This window comes from Spirillospora sp. NPDC049024, assembly GCF_040649235.1.
In the GTDB taxonomy this organism is placed as follows: domain Bacteria; phylum Actinomycetota; class Actinomycetes; order Streptosporangiales; family Streptosporangiaceae; genus Spirillospora.
Map to the genome: position 1 here is coordinate 447,364 of NZ_JBEZFD010000004.1, position 16,435 is coordinate 463,798.

13 protein-coding genes are annotated in these 16,435 nt (G+C 72.9%); 5 read left to right on the forward strand and 8 right to left on the reverse strand.

Annotation, left to right across the window (positions count from 1 at the left end):
* Positions 1–37 precede the first annotated feature (37 nt).
* Both AB0C21_RS10335 and AB0C21_RS10340 read left to right on the forward strand, forming a co-directional pair.
* Complete coding sequence (locus tag AB0C21_RS10335; protein ID WP_500203704.1) at positions 38–1,156, forward strand: pyridoxal-phosphate dependent enzyme; 1,119 nt, start codon at positions 38–40, stop codon at positions 1,154–1,156.
* A gap of 136 nt (positions 1,157–1,292) precedes the next feature.
* A complete protein-coding gene (locus AB0C21_RS10340) occupies positions 1,293–1,745 on the forward strand; it encodes an RsbRD N-terminal domain-containing protein (protein ID WP_500203705.1) in 453 nt (150 codons plus the stop codon).
* Positions 1,746–1,826: 81 nt separating this feature from the next.
* Here the strand turns inward: AB0C21_RS10340 and AB0C21_RS10345 are convergent, their stop codons facing one another.
* A complete protein-coding gene (locus tag AB0C21_RS10345) occupies positions 1,827–2,756 on the reverse strand; it encodes a LysR family transcriptional regulator (protein ID WP_500203706.1) in 930 nt (309 codons plus the stop codon).
* Between the two features lie 62 nt (positions 2,757–2,818).
* On the opposite strand from AB0C21_RS10345, the gene AB0C21_RS10350 reads away from it, so the two are divergent.
* Complete coding sequence (locus tag AB0C21_RS10350) at positions 2,819–3,766, forward strand: Gfo/Idh/MocA family protein (RefSeq protein WP_500203707.1); 948 nt, start codon at positions 2,819–2,821, stop codon at positions 3,764–3,766.
* Entirely contained in the window at positions 3,763–4,725 is a 963-nt protein-coding gene (locus AB0C21_RS10355; RefSeq protein ID WP_500203708.1) for a quinone oxidoreductase family protein, read from the forward strand. Before AB0C21_RS10350 ends, AB0C21_RS10355 begins: the two co-directional genes overlap by 4 nt.
* Here the strand turns inward: AB0C21_RS10355 and AB0C21_RS10360 are convergent, their stop codons facing one another.
* On the reverse strand, positions 4,726–6,384 hold the full coding sequence (locus tag AB0C21_RS10360; protein ID WP_500203709.1) for a catalase: 1,659 nt from the start codon (positions 6,382–6,384) through the stop codon (positions 4,726–4,728). It abuts the gene before it with no gap.
* A 100-nt stretch (positions 6,385–6,484) separates the two neighbouring features.
* Entirely contained in the window at positions 6,485–8,434 is a 1,950-nt protein-coding gene (locus tag AB0C21_RS10365) for an AfsR/SARP family transcriptional regulator (protein WP_500203710.1), read from the reverse strand.
* Positions 8,435–8,491: 57 nt separating this feature from the next.
* Between AB0C21_RS10365 and AB0C21_RS10370 the strand changes: the two genes are divergently transcribed.
* The gene (locus AB0C21_RS10370; RefSeq protein WP_500203711.1) at positions 8,492–9,355 is read left to right on the forward strand and encodes an alpha/beta fold hydrolase; all 864 of its coding nucleotides are present in this window, start codon (positions 8,492–8,494) and stop codon (positions 9,353–9,355) included.
* 24 nt (positions 9,356–9,379) lie between these two features.
* Here AB0C21_RS10370 and AB0C21_RS10375 read toward each other — a convergent pair whose 3' ends face one another.
* The 5 genes from AB0C21_RS10375 to AB0C21_RS10395 form a co-directional block, all read right to left on the reverse strand.
* Entirely contained in the window at positions 9,380–9,511 is a 132-nt protein-coding gene (locus tag AB0C21_RS10375) for a hypothetical protein (protein WP_268843290.1), read from the reverse strand.
* An 82-nt stretch (positions 9,512–9,593) separates the two neighbouring features.
* The gene (locus AB0C21_RS10380; protein ID WP_500203712.1) at positions 9,594–10,358 is read right to left on the reverse strand and encodes an N-acetylmuramoyl-L-alanine amidase; all 765 of its coding nucleotides are present in this window, start codon (positions 10,356–10,358) and stop codon (positions 9,594–9,596) included.
* 117 nt (positions 10,359–10,475) lie between these two features.
* Positions 10,476–11,147 (reverse strand): esterase/lipase family protein, encoded by a 672-nt coding sequence (locus tag AB0C21_RS10385; protein WP_149262905.1) that lies wholly within the window; start codon positions 11,145–11,147, stop codon positions 10,476–10,478.
* Between the two features lie 117 nt (positions 11,148–11,264).
* Positions 11,265–13,409 carry an MMPL family transporter gene (locus AB0C21_RS10390; protein ID WP_500203714.1) on the reverse strand — a complete coding sequence of 715 codons (2,145 nt, stop codon included), beginning with the start codon at positions 13,407–13,409 and terminating at the stop codon, positions 11,265–11,267.
* Between the two features lie 119 nt (positions 13,410–13,528).
* Positions 13,529–16,279 carry an ATP-binding protein gene (locus AB0C21_RS10395; protein ID WP_500203715.1) on the reverse strand — a complete coding sequence of 917 codons (2,751 nt, stop codon included), beginning with the start codon at positions 16,277–16,279 and terminating at the stop codon, positions 13,529–13,531.
* Between the last annotated feature and the right edge of the window lie 156 nt (positions 16,280–16,435).

Consider the following 16,435-nt stretch of genomic DNA (forward strand, 5'->3'; position numbering starts at 1 on the left):
TGGACCGATCGGATGCCCGTACGGCACCGTGGTCGCCATGGCCACGGCCCCCGCCTCGCTTGCCCGTTCGTCCTGGTACGCCCGCCCGGCGGCGCGCGACTGGACGTGCCCGCCCGCGCCGCGCGACGTCGCCGCCTTCCACCGGACGCTCCCCGGCCACGCCCCGACGCCGCTCGTGGAACTGCCGTCCCTGGCGGCCGGACTCGGCACGCGACGGCTTTTCGTCAAGGACGAGTCGGCGCGCCTCGGGCTGCCCGCCTTCAAGATCCTCGGTGCCTCGTGGGGTGTCCACCGCGCGCTCTGCGACCGCCTGGGCCTTGCGCCCGCGGATACTTCCCTCGCGGGGCTACGGTCCCTGCGGCCGGACGTCCGGCTCGTCACGGCGACGGACGGCAACCACGGGCGCGCGGTCGCGGCGATGGCCCGGCTGCTGGGGCTTCCGGCGGACGTCTTCGTCCCGTACGGCGTCCACCCCGAAGCCGTGGCCGCGATCAAGGCGGAGGGCGCGGCCGTCACCGAGGTACCGGTCCCCTACGACGAGGCAGTGCGGACGGCCGCCGACACCGCGGCGTCCGATCCGTCGGCGCTGCTCGTCCAGGACACGGCCTGGCCCGGCTACGAACGCGTGCCGCAGTGGATCGTCGAGGGCTACTCCACGCTTTTCACCGAGATAGACGAACAACTCGCTGACGCTGGCGCCGCCCCAGCAGGTCTTGTGGCCATTCCAGTCGGAGTGGGGTCGCTGGCCCAGGCGGCTGTGACTCACTACCGCTCCGGACGGTCTGCCCCTACGTTGCTCTCCGTCGAACCCGATGCGGCGCCCTGCGTATTGGCGAGCCTCCACCAGGACAGGCCGCTGACCGTCGAGACGGGATCGACCACAATGGCGGGCCTGAACTGCGCAACTCCGTCGACCCTCGCCTGGCCAGTTCTCCGCTCCGGCCTGGACGCAGCGGTAGCGGTCACCGACGCGTCCACAGCCCGCGCGGCGCGCGACCTGGCCGCTCTCGGGGTTCCGGCAGGGCCCTGCGGCGCTGCCTCCCTCGCCGGCGTCCGCGCTGCTCTGACACCGGACCGTCGCCCGCTTCTAGCGTCCGGCCACGGGGAGACGATCGTCCTCTTGGTCACCGAAGGACGAGCCGCCAATCCCGCTTAGCGATATTTCGCCAAATAGGGCAGCGAATTCGACCTACGCGTCGGTAACATAACCTCACCGCATCCGCCCGGATCGGTGTGCTCTCGGCCAACGCTCCCGGTCGCGACCGGGGACGAGCAACGAGAGGGGACGCGCCATGCAGCCCACTCTGGACCAGTTCCTCACCGACCACCTCGACGAGATCACCGCCGAGGTCGCCGGGGAGATCGCCGAGCGCGTCCCCGCCTACACGCACCTGCGGCCGCGCGAGATCCTCTTCCTCGTCCGGGACGCCCTCGCCGCCTACACCGGCGCCCGCGAGACCGGCGCCGTGCTCGACGCCTTCCGCGCCCTCGGCGCCAGCGAGGCCCGCGCCGGGCACGACGTCCGCCATTTCGAGTCCGCGCTGCGCACCGGCGCCCGCGTCCTCATCCGCCGCACGGCCGGCGCCGCCGCCCGCCTCTACCCGCCCACGGCCGAGTACGTCGACGTCATGGAGCAGGCGTTCAGCGCCGAGGGCCGGATCGTCCAGGCCGCCGTCGAGGGCCACCACCGCGCCGGCCGCCGCGACGGCGTGTGCCGCATCTACACCCTCGTCTCCGAGAACTGACGCCGCACGCCCGGCGAACGGCGTGCGTCAGCGGACCAGCGTCGCCGGACGGCTCTCTCGGTCGGGACCGATGGTCAGCGTTCATCGTCCTTCGACAGGGCTTCCCGCCGCGGCGATGATCGAGGCGCTCCTTTGTGCGGCCTCGGCTTGGAGCAGGGCGACGAAGGCGGCCAGGGCCGGATGGCCTGCGGCGTGTTCCTTGACCACGACGTAGATCTCGCGCTGCGGGATCGGACGGACGACCGGGCGCCAGGTCAGATCGCTGGTGGCGGTGGCGCTCAGGGCGAGTCGGGGGAGGACGGTCACGCCCAGCCCGGCGGCGACGAAGGCGACGGCCGAGGAGTAGTCGTGGGCTTCCACGGCGAAATGCGGGCTGAACCCGGCCGCACCGCAGGCGTCGAGGACGATCTCCCGGCAGAGCGTGCTGGGCGTCTCGTTGTCGATCCACGGCTCACAGCTGAGCCGGGCCAACTCCACCTTCTCCTCCCCGGCGAGCGGATGGCCGGGCGGGAGCACCACTACGTAGGGGTCGTCGAGCAGGTGGATCGCGCGGAACCCGGCCGGCACCCCGGCCGTGCCGGGCAGCACCAGGATCTCGGCGTCGGCGCCCTCGTTGCCGAGGCCCTTGCCGAGCCGCAGATCCACCCGCACGTCCGGGAAGCGGCGGCTGAAGTCGACCATGACCGGTGGTACGAGCGCCGCTCCCGCCGTGGCGAAGTAGCGGATCACCAGGCGCCGGGTCTTGCCTGCGCGAAGGTCGGCGAGGGCGGTCTCGGCCTCGGAGATCTGGTTCTGGATCCGCTCGGCGTGAGTGGCCAGCAGCCGTCCCGCCGCGGTCGGCCGGACGCCCCGGCCGATCCGCTCCATCAGCACCGTGCCGGTCTCGCGCTGGAGAGCGGCCAGGTGCTGGCTGATCGCCGAGGGCGAGTAGCCCAGGTGCGCGGCGGCGGCCTGGACAGAGCCGGTCTCCACGACGGAGCGGAGCACCATCAGCCGGTGAACGTCGAGCATGAGCCGACAATACAGTGATACTTCATCGTGGTTAACAAATCATCGCTTGTGCTGATGCTTCTTTGGGCGGCAGCCTGATGCGCATGAATCGGCAGGTAATCGGCCTGGGCGTCATCGGCTTGGGCGCCATGGGCTCTGAGATGCTCGGTATCGCGGTCGACCATCCCGAGTACAAGGTGGTGCTGGCCGCCGACCCGGCCCGGTCGGCGCCCGCTGGCATCGCGCATACACGGGACGCCCAACGTGTGATCGACCATCCGGACATCGACGCGGTCTACATCGCCTCGCCGCCCTCGACCCATGCCGGCTACGCCGTCCAGGCGATGAAGGCGGGCAAGGCCGTCTTCTGCGAGAAGCCGCTCGCCGTCGACCTCGACGAGGGCGCCGAGATGGTCTCGGTCGCCGCAGAACTCGAGGCGGTGAACGCGCTCAACTTCGTGCTCTCCGACCGCGCCGCCTCGGTCGAGGTCGGTCGGGCGCTGCGCGCCGGCGAAGTCGGCACGGTGCTGGGCGTGGACGTTCGGTTGCTGTTCCCGGAGTGGCCGCGCGCCTTCCAGCGCGAAGCCGCCTGGGTGGCCGGTCGGGAGCAGGGCGGCTTCTTGCGCGAGGTCGCCTCGCACTACCTGTTCCTTACCGACCGCCTGCTGGGCCCGCTGACCCGGTCGCACACCCGGATCGACTACGGACCCGCCGCCGAAACCACGGCGAGCGGGCTCCTGGCCGCGGCCGACGGGGTGCCGGTGCGGGTGTCCGGGCAGGTGGCCGCCGGGCCGGAGACTTACGAGTGGACGCTGTACGGATCCAAGGCCTCCTACCGGATCACCGAATGGTCGCGGCTTCTCAAGGGCGACGGGTCCGGCTGGCGGGAGGTCACGCTGGACGGTCCACGGGGTGATGAACGGACCCGGTTGACCGAGTTCGCCAGAACGGTCCGGGGCGAGCCGACCACGTTGGCCGACTTCTCCGCCGGCCTGCGGGTACAGCGGCTCATCGAGGGCTTCCACCGGTGAAGGCGATCGTCGTCTCTTCGCCGGGCGGTCCATCGGCCCTGAGGTTCAGCGAAGTGGAGGAACCCGGGCTGACCCGCGACCAGGTGCTGGTCCGAGTCGCCTATGCCGGGGTCAACTACATCGACGTCTACCAGCGCTCGGGCGTGTATCCCCGTCCGGTGCCCTTCGTGCCCGGAGGTGAGGGAGCGGGGCAGGTGGTGGCCGTGGGCGCCGACGTGGCGGGAATACGGCCCGGGGACCGGGTGGCCTGGGAGGGCGTCCCCGGGTCATACGCCGAGTACGTCGCCGTACCCGCGGCCAAGGCGCTCCCGATACCGGACACCGTCACCGACGAGGTGGCCTCCGCCCTCCCCTTGCAGGGAATGACCGCGCAATACCTGGCGACCGCCTCCTACCGCATCGCCCCCGGGGACACCGTGCTGGTCCACGCCGGCGCCGGCGGGGTGGGGCTGCTGCTCACCCAGCTCGCCAAAGCCCTCGGGGCCACCGTCCTGACCACCGTCTCCTCCGCCGCCAAGGCGGCGGCCTCCCGCGACGCGGGCGCCGACCACGTGCTCGGCTACGACGGATTCGCCGCAGAAGTACGGCGGCTCACGGACGGTGCCGGAGCCCACGCGGTCTACGACGGAGTCGGCGCGAGCACTTTCGACGATTCACTGGAGGCGCTGCGGCGGCGCGGGACGCTGGTGCTCTTCGGTGCCTCCAGCGGCCAGGTGCCGCCGGTGGACCCGCAGCGGCTGGCCCGGGCGGGTTCGGTCCTGCTGGCCCGTCCCACGCTCGCCGACTTCGTCGTCAGCCGGGCGGAACTGGAGGACCGGTTCGCCCACCTCCTCCGCCAGGTCGCCGCCGGCCGTCTCCGCCCGCGCCTCCACGCCTCCTACCCGCTGGCCGAGGCCGCCCGGGCCCACCGCGACCTCGCCGACCGCGCCACCATCGGCAAGCTCCTGCTCGCCCTCTGACTAGCGCCGCCGGACGGCTCTCTCGTCCGGGACGCAGTGCGTCATCTTCAGGCCGTTGACGTCCCGCGAGCCGTTCTGGCCGAGGTTCTTCAAGCGCTGCTGGTCCTCGTCGGTGAGGTCCTGACCCGGCAACGGGCCGAGGTGCCTGACGTCGTCGGCAGAGATGCCGAGCCCCTCGCCGACGCGCAGCCCCAGGTCGTCCTCGACGAGAAGGAAGTGCCACACCATCCGCTCCTGGACGGGACGCGCGCACTGCGAGATCTGCTCCACGAGGTTGCGCACCAGGTCGTCGCGCTCCCACTCCTCCATCAGCAGGTAGCGCTGGCCCGCCTGCTTGTAGTCGTTCGCGCGGGCGATGCGCTTGCGGGTGAGCCGCCCCGTGATCTCCGGGCCCTGCTCGTCGTGCGTCGGGTATTCGCCCTCGCGCAGGCCGCCGGTCATGGACGGCTCGTAGTTCACGTGGGGGTTCGAGCCGCCGGCGTCCACGTGGTAGGTCATCTGCCCGTCGCGCTGGTTCGTCCGCACATGGGCGCCCTTGGCGCGGTTGACGGGCAGTTGCAGGTAGTTCGGGCCGACCCGGTGGCGCTGGGTGTCGCTGTAGGAGAACGTCCGCCCGACGAGCATCTTGTCGTCGGAGAAGTCGAGCCCGTCGACCAGGACGCCCGTGCCGAACGAGATCTGCTCGTTCTCGGCGAAGGTGTCCTCCACGTTGCGGTCGAGGACGATCCGCCCGACCGGCTTCGGCGGGAAGTCGTTCTCCGGCCACACCTTCGTGTCGTCGAGGGGATCGAAGTCCAGCTCCGGGTGCTCGTGGTCGTCCATCATCTGGACGACCAGCTCCCACTCCGGAAAATCCCCGCGTTCGATGGCGTCCTTCAGATCCCTCGTCGCGTGCCCGAGGTCGTCGGCCTGCACCGCGGCCGCGTCCTCGGCCGTCATGCTGCGCACGCCCTGCTTCGGCATCCAGTGGTACTTCACGAGCTTGGTCTCGCCCGCCTGGTTCACCCACTTGTAGGTGTTCACGCCGAACCCCTGCATGTGCCGGTAGTCGGCTGGGATGCCGCGCGGGCTGAACAGGTTGACGAGCATGTGCATCGACTCAGGCGTCTGCGACATGAAGTCGAAGATGCGCCCGGGCTCCTGGCGGAACGTCACCGGGTCGGGCTTGAGCGCGTGGATGACGTCGGGGAACTTGATGGCGTCCCGGATGAAGAAGACCGCCAGGTTGTTGCCCACGAGGTCCCAGTTGCCGTCCTCGGTGTAGAACTTGATGGCGAACCCGCGCGGGTCGCGGGCCGTCTCCGCCGAGTCGCGCCCGCCGATGACGGTCGAGAACCGCAGCGCGATCGGCGTGCGCTTGCCCTCCCCCTGGAACAGGGCGGCGCGGGTGTAGGCCGAGACCGGCTCGTCGCCCCACTTCCCGTACGACTCGAAGTACCCGTACGCCGTCACGCCGCGCGCGTGGACGACCCGCTCCGGGATGCGCTCGCGGTCGAAATGGCTGATCTTCTCAAGGAACTGGTAGTTCTCCAGGGTGGCCGGGCCCCGGGCGCCGACCGTGCGCTGGTTCTGGTTGTCGTAGACCGGGTGGCCCTGCCGGTTGGTCAGCACCGGACGGTCGTCCCCCGGCTGTGGCCCCATGCTCGCAACGTCCGTCACGACGCCTGTCTCCTCTCGCAGTTCTCGCTGGCGCCCTACCCGGCGGGGGAATGGCGAAGGCCTGCGCCAGGTAAACCCTGCGAAGAGGCCGGGCGCCGGGTCATTCGCCGAGGGCGGCGGCGAGGTCGTCCAGGTGGCGGGAGACCGGGCCGAGGGTGAGCAGCCCGCTCTGCGCGCCCGCCAGCTCGCCCGCGGCCGGGGCGAGTTCGTCGTGTGCACGCCGCATCGCCACACGGTCGTCGACGGCGATGGCGGCCTGTGCGGTGAGGCACCACAGGGCTTCGAACATCAGGTCCCGGGGCGGGTCGGGGACGTCCCGCAGCGCCGCGGCGGCCTCGCCGGGACGGCCGCGCGCCAGCAGCACCAAAGGGCGCGCCCAGGGCAGGTACGGTCCCCAGTCGGCCGGCTCGGTCTGCGCGGGCCGCCGGTGCTGGACGCGCAGGCAGAGGAGGGCGAGCGGCAGCAGACCGCCCTCAAGCCCGGGCATCCCGCAGCCCCGCATGTTCTCGGCGGCGCCCCGGTAGGCGTCCTCCGCCTCCTCGAACGAGGCCTCACCGGACGCGGCGAGCCGCAGAGCCCGGTACCAGGTCGTGAACACGCCGACCAGCGGGCGCTCGTGCCGCTCGGCCAGGCGGTCGGCGGCGGCCGCGTGCCGGTCCGCCCCGCCGAAGTCCCCGAGCGCGCCGCGGGCCTGGAGCCGGACGAGATGCCCGAGCACCTCGTAACTCGACAGGCCGCCCCGCTCCGCCAGGTCCACCAGCTCGGCGCCGATCCCGTCCCGGCGCGGCGCCAGCCCCGCCCGGTCGAACGCCTGCATGAACGCGCCGTTCAGCGCGAACGCCAGGAGGGCCGGATCGTCCAGGTCGCGGGCGATCCGCTCCGCCTCCCGCGCCGCCTCGCGCCCCCGGTCGCCGCGGTCGCCGCGCGACTCCAGCGCGATCGTGGCCAGGAGCCGGGCCCGCGCGGCGTCGTGCCCGCGCGGCAGCCTGGCGAGGGCGCGCTCCGCCGCCGCGACCACCCCGGCCGCCTGGCGCGGATCGTCCGACCTCGTCCAGATCGCCGGGACGTCGAAGGCGCCGATCACCCGGGCGGTCAGCTCCGCGTCGCCCAGTTCCTCGGCCGCCGTGATCGCCGCGAGGCGCTGCTCGCGGGCCGCCTCCAGGCCCCCGGCGCCGGTCACCGCGAGGTTCCGCAGGAGCCCGACCGTCGACTCCAGCCGGGCGCGCGATCCGGACGCGACCGTGCGGTCGTACGCCTCGGCCGCCTGCGCCCACACGCGCGACGCCGCGTCCCGGGAGGGTTGCAAGTGGTCGGCCTGGCGGAGGATGTCCTCCTCTAGGCGGCGCAAGGCCGGGCTGGGGTCCAGCCCCAGCTGCTCGACCAGAAGCGTGCGGGCCCTATGGAGCACGGCCAGCGCATCACCCTGGCGGCCCGTGCGGTACAGGGCGAGCGCCAGTAGGCGCCAGGCGTCCTCGCGCCAGGGGTGCTCGGCGACGTGCGCGTCCAGGTCCGGTACGGCCTCGGCGGCCAGGCCCTGCGCGAGCCGCGCCTCTGCCCTCCGCTCGACGGCGCGCAGCCGCAGCTCGGCCAGCCGGGAGTGCTCCGCCCGGGCCCACGGTTCGTCGGCGAACTCGGCGTAGGCGGGGCCGCGCCACCAGCCCAGCGCCTCGTCCAGCGCCTCCGCCAGCTCCGCGGGTGGACGGTCGGAGGCCACGACCCGCTCGAACCGCCAGGCGTCCACGGCGTCCGGGGCGGCGCGCAGCGCGTATCCCGGACCCTCGGTGACCAGCAGCCGGGGCGGCGTGCGCGGCGGGCGGCCGGGTTCGAGGACGCGCCGCAGGGCCGCCACGAAGGTGCGGACGGCCCCCACCGCGTCCGACGGCGGGTCGATCCACAGATCGTCCACGATCCGGGACACCGGGACCACGCGCCCGCGCGCGATGAGCAGCCGGGCCAGGACGGCGCGGTGCCGCGGCCCCTTGAGGGCGATCGCGTTCCCGGCCCCGTCCCAGGCGGTCACCGGCCCGAGCACCCCGAACAGGACCTCCACGCCCACCACGGTATAGCGCTCATCGGATGCTCATCCGCGCCCGGCAGCCTGGACGGCATGCCAACGATCAGCGATTTCGACTACCAGCGCGTCCCCGTCGCCGAGGGCGTGTCCCTCAACGCGGCGGTCGGCGGATCGGGCTCCCCGATCGTGCTGCTGCACGGCTTCCCGCAGACCCACCTGATGTGGCGGCACGTCGCCCGCGACCTCGCCGCCGACCACACGGTCATCGTCCCCGACCTGCGCGGGTACGGCGAGAGCGACAAACCGTCCGACGGCTACTCCAAGCGGACCATGGCCGCCGACATCGTCGCCCTCGCCCGCGCCCTCGGCCACGACCGCTTCGCCCTCGCCGGCCATGACCGCGGCGCGCTCGTCGCCTTCCGCGCCGGCCTCGACCATCCCGACACGATCACCCACCTGGCCTGCCTGGACGTCCTGCCGACCCTGGACATGTGGGACGTCATGCACGGCGCCTCGGCCGCCGTGGGCTTCCACCTGTACCTGATGGCGCAGCCGCCCGGCCTGCCCGAGCAGCTGATCGCGGGGGCCTCGGACGCGTTCTTCGGCCACTTCCTCGACGTGTGGACGAACGACCCGGCCGCGATACCGCCCGACGTCCGCGCCGCGTACCTGGACGCCTGCCGCGCCGCGATCCCCTCGATCGTCGCGGACTACCGCGCGTCCGCGGGCGTCGACGTCGACCACGACCAGGCCGACCGCGACGCCGGCAACCGTCTGCGGATGCCGGTCACCGTCCTGCAGCAGGACTGGGGCGCGGCCCTCGGGTACGACGCCGTCGCGCTGTGGGGCGCCTGGGCGGCCGACCTCCGGCACGAGACCGTCACCTGCGGCCACTTCATGGCGGAGGAGGCGCCCGCGGAGGTGGCGAAGCACCTCAGGGCGCTCCTGGCCCGATAGGGCGGGACATGCGGGGCGGTGTGCCTACCAGGACCAGGGCGGGCCGCCCTGCGTCGCCGCCCACACCCACACGTAGATGATGAAGCCGGTCGCGACAAGCCCCAGCAGGAGTTCCCAGTTGGGCGGCGACTCGCTCCGTCCACGCCTACGGCTCATGGCGATCCGTCCGTTCGTCCGGTGTGCTCTATGAGACGGACCTAGCCGGATGCGTCCCGGTGAATCCCCGTAAAAGGCAAACTCACCGCAGATAGTGCTCGAAGCCCTTCGCCAGCGACTCGGCCATCCGCTGCCTGAACGCGGCATTCGACATCTTCCCGGCGTCACCCGGGTCTTGCATGTTCCCGCATTCGATGAACACGACCGGGACGGTGGACATGTTCAGCCCGCCGAGGTCGTCCCGCCGGTCGAGTCCGTTCTTCCCGACATAGTTGGCGTAGGGCACGTCCGTCCCGGACCGGTAGGCGTCGCGGACCGCCTTCCCCAGCCGGGCGGACGGGGCCACGATCCCTTTGTTCCCGCCCACGGGCAGCGGCAGGATGACGTGGAACCCGTGCTTGCCCGCCGGGACCCCGTCGCCGTGGATCGACAGCGCCGCGTCGGCGTGCGCGCGGTTCCCGATCGCCGCCCGCTCGGTGACGCAGGGCCCGACCCCGGTGTCGCTGTCGCGCGTCAACCTCACCTCGGCGCCCTTGGCCCGCAGCACCTTCGCCAGCCGGTTCGACACGTCCCATGTGAAGGCGTGCTCGGCGTAGCCGTTCGCGGTGGCGGTGCCGGTCGTGTTGCAGGCCTTGTAGCCGTTCCCCACCCAGACCTTCTTGTTGATCACTTCGGGATGGGCGGCGTTCCCGCCGTTGTGCCCGGGATCGAGCACGATGACCTTTCCGCGGAGCCCTGAACCGCCCTTCGCGGACGGCTTGCTCCCCGCGACGGCCGGGCCGTGGCAGGCGACCAATCCCAGGCAGACCAGTCCGGCGCCCACGAGCTTCCACGGACGCTCTTCCACAGGACTGCCTCTCCCTCGACTCCGGCCCTCCACCCGGGATTTCTGCACCCGCCTCCACGACGCTAAACGGAACGGGCGGGAGGTCGCCCCTCCCGCCCGTTCTGTCGTTTCCTGGACTCAGCTCTTCGTGAACTGCGCGATGGCGCCGAGCACCACCGCGTCGGTCAGGTAGCCGAGGTGGGTCTGGCAGGGCACGTAGTGGTTGTTCGCGCCGTCCAGGCGGGTGCTGGTGTAGGGGATGATGATGCCGTCGCAGGGCGAGTACCAGGTGGCGTACTGCGTGCTGCCGGGCGTCTCGTCCCCCGCGCTGATCTGCTGGATGAACGTCGACCCGGGGAGCATCTGCCGGCACGTCTCGAAGATCGTGCAGGCGCTCGCGTAGGTCGTCCCGTGGTTGGCGCCCGCGATCGACGCCAGGTGCGCCACGTTCGGGTTCCCGTTCAGCACCTTCAGGTAGTACTGGCTGACGAGGCCGCCCATGGAGTGGTTGACGATGTCGACCTGGGACGCGCCGGTCCGCGACTTCACCTGGCTCACGTACGACGCGAGCCCCGCCGCGTTCTGCTTGTTGTCCCCGTAGGAGTTGTACTCGTACGCGAACAGCTGGTCGCTGCTGTAGCCCGCGGCGCGGAACACCGACATGGCGGTGATCCAGTTGGACGCGCTGCCGGTGTACCCGTGCACGAACACGACCGGCCGCGGCCCGGCGGCCTGCGCCGGCGCGAGACCGACTCCGAACGCCGCCAGCGCCGCGATCAACGCGGCGAGGGAGCCGAGAAGCCTTCTCATGGAACCTCCAGGGGTGGGACGAGCCAACGCCCGGAGTCTGATCGCCTCCGCCCCCGCGGGCATCGGCGAAATCACCGGCCTTCGCGGGCGCCGCGGCGGGCGGCCCCTCGGGCCGGGTCACGCGCCCAGGTTCGGCAGGATCCGCGCCAGGCGGCGGGGGAGCCACCAGTTGGCCTCGCCCACCAGCACCATCAGCGACGGGACGAGCACGAGCCGCACGACCGTCGCGTCCAGGATGACGCTGAACGCGAGCCCCACGGCGAGCATCTTGATGGCCACGGTGGGCGTCACGGTGAAGCCCAGGAACACCAGCGTCATGATCAGCGCGGCGCTGGAGATGACGCGTCCGGTGATGGCGAGGCCGGTGCCGACGGACTCGGTGTTGTCGCGGGAGGCCCGCCACGCCTCCGCGATCCGGGAGAGCAGGAAGATCTCGTAGTCCATGGACAGCCCGAAGACGATCGCGAACATCATCATCGGGACGTAGGACTCGATCGGCACCGGGCCGGGCAGGCCGAGCAGCCCGTCCCCCCAGCCCCACTGGAACGCCGCGACCAGCGCGCCGTAGGACGCCGCGGTCGTGAGCAGGTTGAGGACGACGGCCTTGAGCGGCACCAGCAGGCTCCGGAACACGACCATCAGCAGCAGGAACGCCGCGACCAGCACGATCCCGATGATGATCGGCAGCCGCGCCTCGACGGTGTCGCGGAAGTCGAACCCGCCCGCGACGGCGCCGGTGACGTACCCCTTGGCCCCCGTGCCGGCGAGGGCGTCCGGCAGCGTGCGCTCGGTCAGCGCGGCGAACAGCTCGCCGGTCGCCGCCGTCTGCGGACCGGTGGCCGGCGTGACCGTGGTGACGAGGATCTTCTTCTCCAGGCCCGGTGCGGGCGGGGTGAAGGAGGCGATCCCCGGCGTGTCCCGGAGCTCGCGGTCGAGGCCACCGGTGATCTGGTCGGCGGACGTGGTCGCGCGGCGCCCGTCGACCACGAGGGAGAAGGTGCCGTTGGCGCCGGGCCCGAACCCCGGCCCGCTCGCGCCCGCGATCCAGTCGTAGGCCGTGCGGGTCGTGCTGCCGACGGGATCGGCCCCCTCGTCGACGTGCCCCAGCCGCATCCAGAAGAGCGGCACCGACATCAGCGCCAGCAGCCCGGCCCCCGCGATCAGGAAGGGCCACGGCCGCCGCGAGACCAGCCGGGCGTAGCGGAGCCAGCGGTCCCGCTTGCCCGACGACTCGGCGACGGGACGGCGCACGCGGAACCGGTCGATGCGGTGCCCGAGCAGTGCCAGCGCGGCCGGCGTCAGCGTCAGGGCCGCGGCGGACGCGACGGCGACCCCGACGGCCCCGGCGAAGCCGAGCTTGCCGACGAAGGCCAGCCCGCCCGCGTACAGGCTGAGCAGGGCCACCGCCACGGTGATCGCGGCGATCAGCACCGCGTGCCCGGCGGTCGCGGTGGCCCGCACGGCCGCCTCCCGGGGGCGCCCGCCGTCCATCAGGTCCTGCCGGAACCGCGTGATCAGGAAGAGCGCGTAGTCGACCCCGACGCCCAGCCCGATCATGATCGCCAGCCCGGTCGCCGAGGTACCGAACGTCAGCACGCCCGCGATCATGCCCAGGACGCCGATGCCCGTCCCGACCCCGACCAGCGCGGTCCCGATCGGCAGCAGCGCGGCCAGGACGCTGCCGAACGCGAACAGCAGGACCAGCAGGGCGGCGCCGAGCGCGACCACCTCGCCGAAGGGCTGGACGGGAGGCGGGCGGACGACCTGGTCCAGGCCCCCGCCGTACGCGACCCCGACGCCGTCCGCGCGAGCGGGCTCGGTGGCCTGGTCGAGCCGGCGGGTGTAGGGGTAGCCGAGGGTCATCAGGTCCGCGTCGAAGGACACGACCGTGTAGGCCGTGCGGCCGTCCGCGCTGGTCACCAGGCCGGACGCGGTGATGACGTGGGGCAGCGTCTTCAGGGCGGCGATGGTCTGCCCGAGCGCCCGCCCGCGGTCGGCGATCGTGCCGGAGCCGACATGGAACACGACCTTGCCGGTCGGCCACGCGGCCGCGGGATCGGTGGTCCTGAGCAGGTCCGCCCCGATGGCCGACGGCGTCTCCGGCAGGCTGACCTCGTCGTCGTAGGTGGCGTTGACGGCCCTCTGCCCGCCCAGCGCCGCGACCAGCAGCACGAGCCAGGCCACGAGCACCCAGACCGGGCGGCGCGCGCAGAACGCCCCGATGCGGGCCATCGCAGAGCCGAGCGGCGCAGCCGAAGCCACAGGACCCCCAGAAAGCCGACAGACCTACCCGCAGTCATGCCGCCCCCCTCGCGCCCTAGTCGCGACCGGCGCGTTCTTGGACGATCGCTGCACGTCCCATGACCTCGCGGGGGTGCCGGTCAGCGCTCACCCTCGACCAGAAGGCTCGCGGGGGCGCCGCCGCGCTGGAGCTGCTTGCGCGAGGTGATCCCGAGCTTGCCGAACGTCTTGCGCAGGTGCCATTCCACGGTGCGCGGGCTGATGAACAGCCGGGCCCCGATCTCCGGATTCGTCAGGCCCTCCCGGACGAGCCGGACGATCTGCGCCTCCTGCGGCGTGAGCTCGCTCGCCGCCTCGCCGGGCCGTTTGCGGACGTTCTCACCCGTGGCCAGCAGCTCGTGGGCCGCCCGCTTGGCGAAGGCGTCCATCCCCATCACGGTGAACGACTCATGGGCGATCCTGAGCTGCTCGCGCGCGTCCCCCTTGCGGCCTTCGCGGCGCAGCCACTCGCCGTACAGGAGGTGGGCGCGGGCCAGTTCGCCGCGCACACCCGTCCGTCCGAGCAGGTCGATCGCCTCGCGGTGCCGGTCCTCCGCCGCCGTGCCGGTGCTGAGGAGGGCACGCGAGCGCGCATGGACGCCCAGCGCCCAGTCCGTCCCGGCCGGGACCGTCACCTCGGTGAGCCGCCGGAGGGCCGCGGCGCCGCGGTCGGGCTCACCGCTCCCGGCCGCCGCCTCGATGTACTCCACCAGCGCCCAGGGTGCGCTTCCCACGTCCGCCGGGCGGTCCTCCCCGGCCACGGGGACGGCGGCCAGCGCCTCCTCGTACCGGCCGAGGCTGTTGGCCAGCAGGGCCTCGGCCCACGCGCCGACCGTGAGCCCGTTCCCCTCTCCCCGGCGCGCCGCATCCGCCGCGACGGCCCGCCGCAGCGCCGCGCCCTCGGCCTCGCGGCCCCGCCAGGCCGACACCAGCAGCGCGCCGTACGGCGGCGCGGGGCTCCCGATCGCCTCGGAGAGCGCCGCGACCTCCTCGACCAGCCCCTCGGCGGCGGCCAAATCACCCGCGAACACGTCCACGGCGACCCGCTGGGTCAGCGCGAGAGGCAGCGCCGTGGTCTGCCCGGACTCCCTGGCGAGCCGGACGTGCCGGGAGGCGAGGACGTCCCACGTCTCCAGATCCCACAGCGCCGCGGCCATGATCCCCGCCGGCCAGAGCCAGCGCAGCCCGTCCTCCTCCGACAGGTCCGGGCCGCGGAAGATCCGCATCGCCGCCTCCAGGACCGGCGCCCCGGCGGCGAGGCCCTCGGTGATCCGCAGCGCCATGCCGTCCAGCAGGAGATCGGCCGGCCGCGGCGGCTCGGGCGGCGGCGGAGCGGACCGCGCGGCCGCCGCCTCGACCTCTCCGGCGGCCCCGTCCGCCGACGGCCCGGCGAACAGCGCCGCGTTGATCGCCTCCAGGTACGTCTCGCGCGCCGTCGCGGGGTCCTGCGGAGCCAGCCGCCGGGCCGCGTCGAGCAGCATCCGCGGAGCCTCACGGCCCCGGTCCGTCGTGAAGGCGATCTGCGCCCGCAGCAGCTCGACCTGGCCGCGCCGGGCCTGATCGAGGGGTACGGCCTCCGCGACCGACAGGAGCCTGAGCGCCGTCTCCGGAGACCCTGCCTGGTGCGTCACCCGCGCGGCGGCCAGCGCGCGCTGCTGCCGCCGGACGTGGTCGGGGGTCAGCTCCACCGCCCGCGCGAGGAACGCCGCCGCCGCGGCCAGCCCACCGCGCGCCTGCGCCCGGCCGGCGGAACGCTCCAGCTCCGCCGCGACCTCCTCGTCCGGCGCCTCCGCACCCTGCGCCGCATGCCACACGCGGCGCTCGGGCTCGTGCTCCGGATCGGTGACCTCGGCCAGCACGCGATGCGTGGCGCGCCGGTCCTCCGGCGACGCCGCCCAGTACACGGCGGAGCGCACCAGCGGATGCCGGAACCGCACCCGGTCGTCGATCTCGACGAGCTGCGCCTCGACGGCCGGCGACGCCGCCTCGAGCCCGATCCCGAGCCGGTCGGCGGCCCGCCACAGCAGGACCGGCCGCCCGCCCGGCTCCGCCGCCGCGACCAGCAGCAGCCGCCGCGTCGGCTCCGGCAGTTCCTCCAACCGCCGCTGGTAGGAGACTTCGAGGAGGCTTGCGAGCGCCTGGATGTCCGGCACGCCGTAACCGCCCGCGAGGTACTTCAGGTTCGCTTCCTTGGGCAGCTCCAGAAGGGCCAGCGGATTGCCCCGCGTCTCGGCCACGAACCGGTCGAGCACCTGCTCGTCCATCGTGCCCGGCATGGAGGTGCGGACCAGTTCCCGCGCGTCCTCGTGCGGCAGGCCCGTGACCGCCATCTCGGGCAGCCCGGCGAGATCGTCTTCCACCTGCCTCGCCGCGAAGACCACCCCGACCGACTCCGTGCGCAGCCTCCGCGCCGCGAACGCCAGCGCCTGCACGGAGGCCCGGTCGAGCCACTGGACGTCGTCCACCAGGCACAGGAGGGGACGCTTATGGGCGGCCTCGGCGAGAAGGCCCAGGATGGCCAGGCCGACCAGAAAGCGGTCGGGTGCGCGCCCGGAGCTCAGCCCGAGCGCGGCGTGCAACGCCTCCTGCTGGGGAGCGGGGAGCGCCGCGAGCCCGTCGGAAAGCGGGGTGCAGAGCCGGTGCAGGCCCGCGAAGGCCAGCTCCGTCTCGGACGGCACACCCGTGACCCGCACCGTCCGCATCCCGGGCGCCCGCTCGGACAGGTACTCCAGCAGGGCCGTCTTCCCGATCCCGGGTTCGCCGTGGAGCACCAGTGCCCGGCTCTCACCACCGCGGACCCCGTTCAGGAGCGCGTCCAGCTCCGCGCACTCCCCGCGTCGACCTCGTAGCACCGGCACCCACCCGATCGGTTCGTCCCTATCTGTAATACCTGGTCGGGCCGCATTACGGGAGTGCGAGGACGTTCCGATCCCCTGGGGCGCCGTTTCGCCGTTCCCGGGGATCCCCCAGTGACCAGGCCAGGGTCACACCCTGGTTCCCTCCGGGGC

What these genes read in the sequence shown, in the direction of transcription:
- AB0C21_RS10385 (WP_149262905.1), bottom strand. Translation starts at nt 11,147, where the DNA reads ATGAGAAGGCTTCTCGGCTCCCTCGCCGCGTTGATCGCGGCGCTGGCG.
- AB0C21_RS10335 (WP_500203704.1), top strand. Translation starts at nt 38, where the DNA reads ATGGCCACGGCCCCCGCCTCGCTTGCCCGTTCGTCCTGGTACGCCCGC.
- AB0C21_RS10340 (WP_500203705.1), top strand. Translation starts at nt 1,293, where the DNA reads ATGCAGCCCACTCTGGACCAGTTCCTCACCGACCACCTCGACGAGATC.
- AB0C21_RS10370 (WP_500203711.1), top strand. Translation starts at nt 8,492, where the DNA reads ATGCCAACGATCAGCGATTTCGACTACCAGCGCGTCCCCGTCGCCGAG.
- AB0C21_RS10375 (WP_268843290.1), bottom strand. Translation starts at nt 9,511, where the DNA reads ATGAGCCGTAGGCGTGGACGGAGCGAGTCGCCGCCCAACTGGGAACTC.
- AB0C21_RS10345 (WP_500203706.1), bottom strand. Translation starts at nt 2,756, where the DNA reads ATGCTCGACGTTCACCGGCTGATGGTGCTCCGCTCCGTCGTGGAGACC.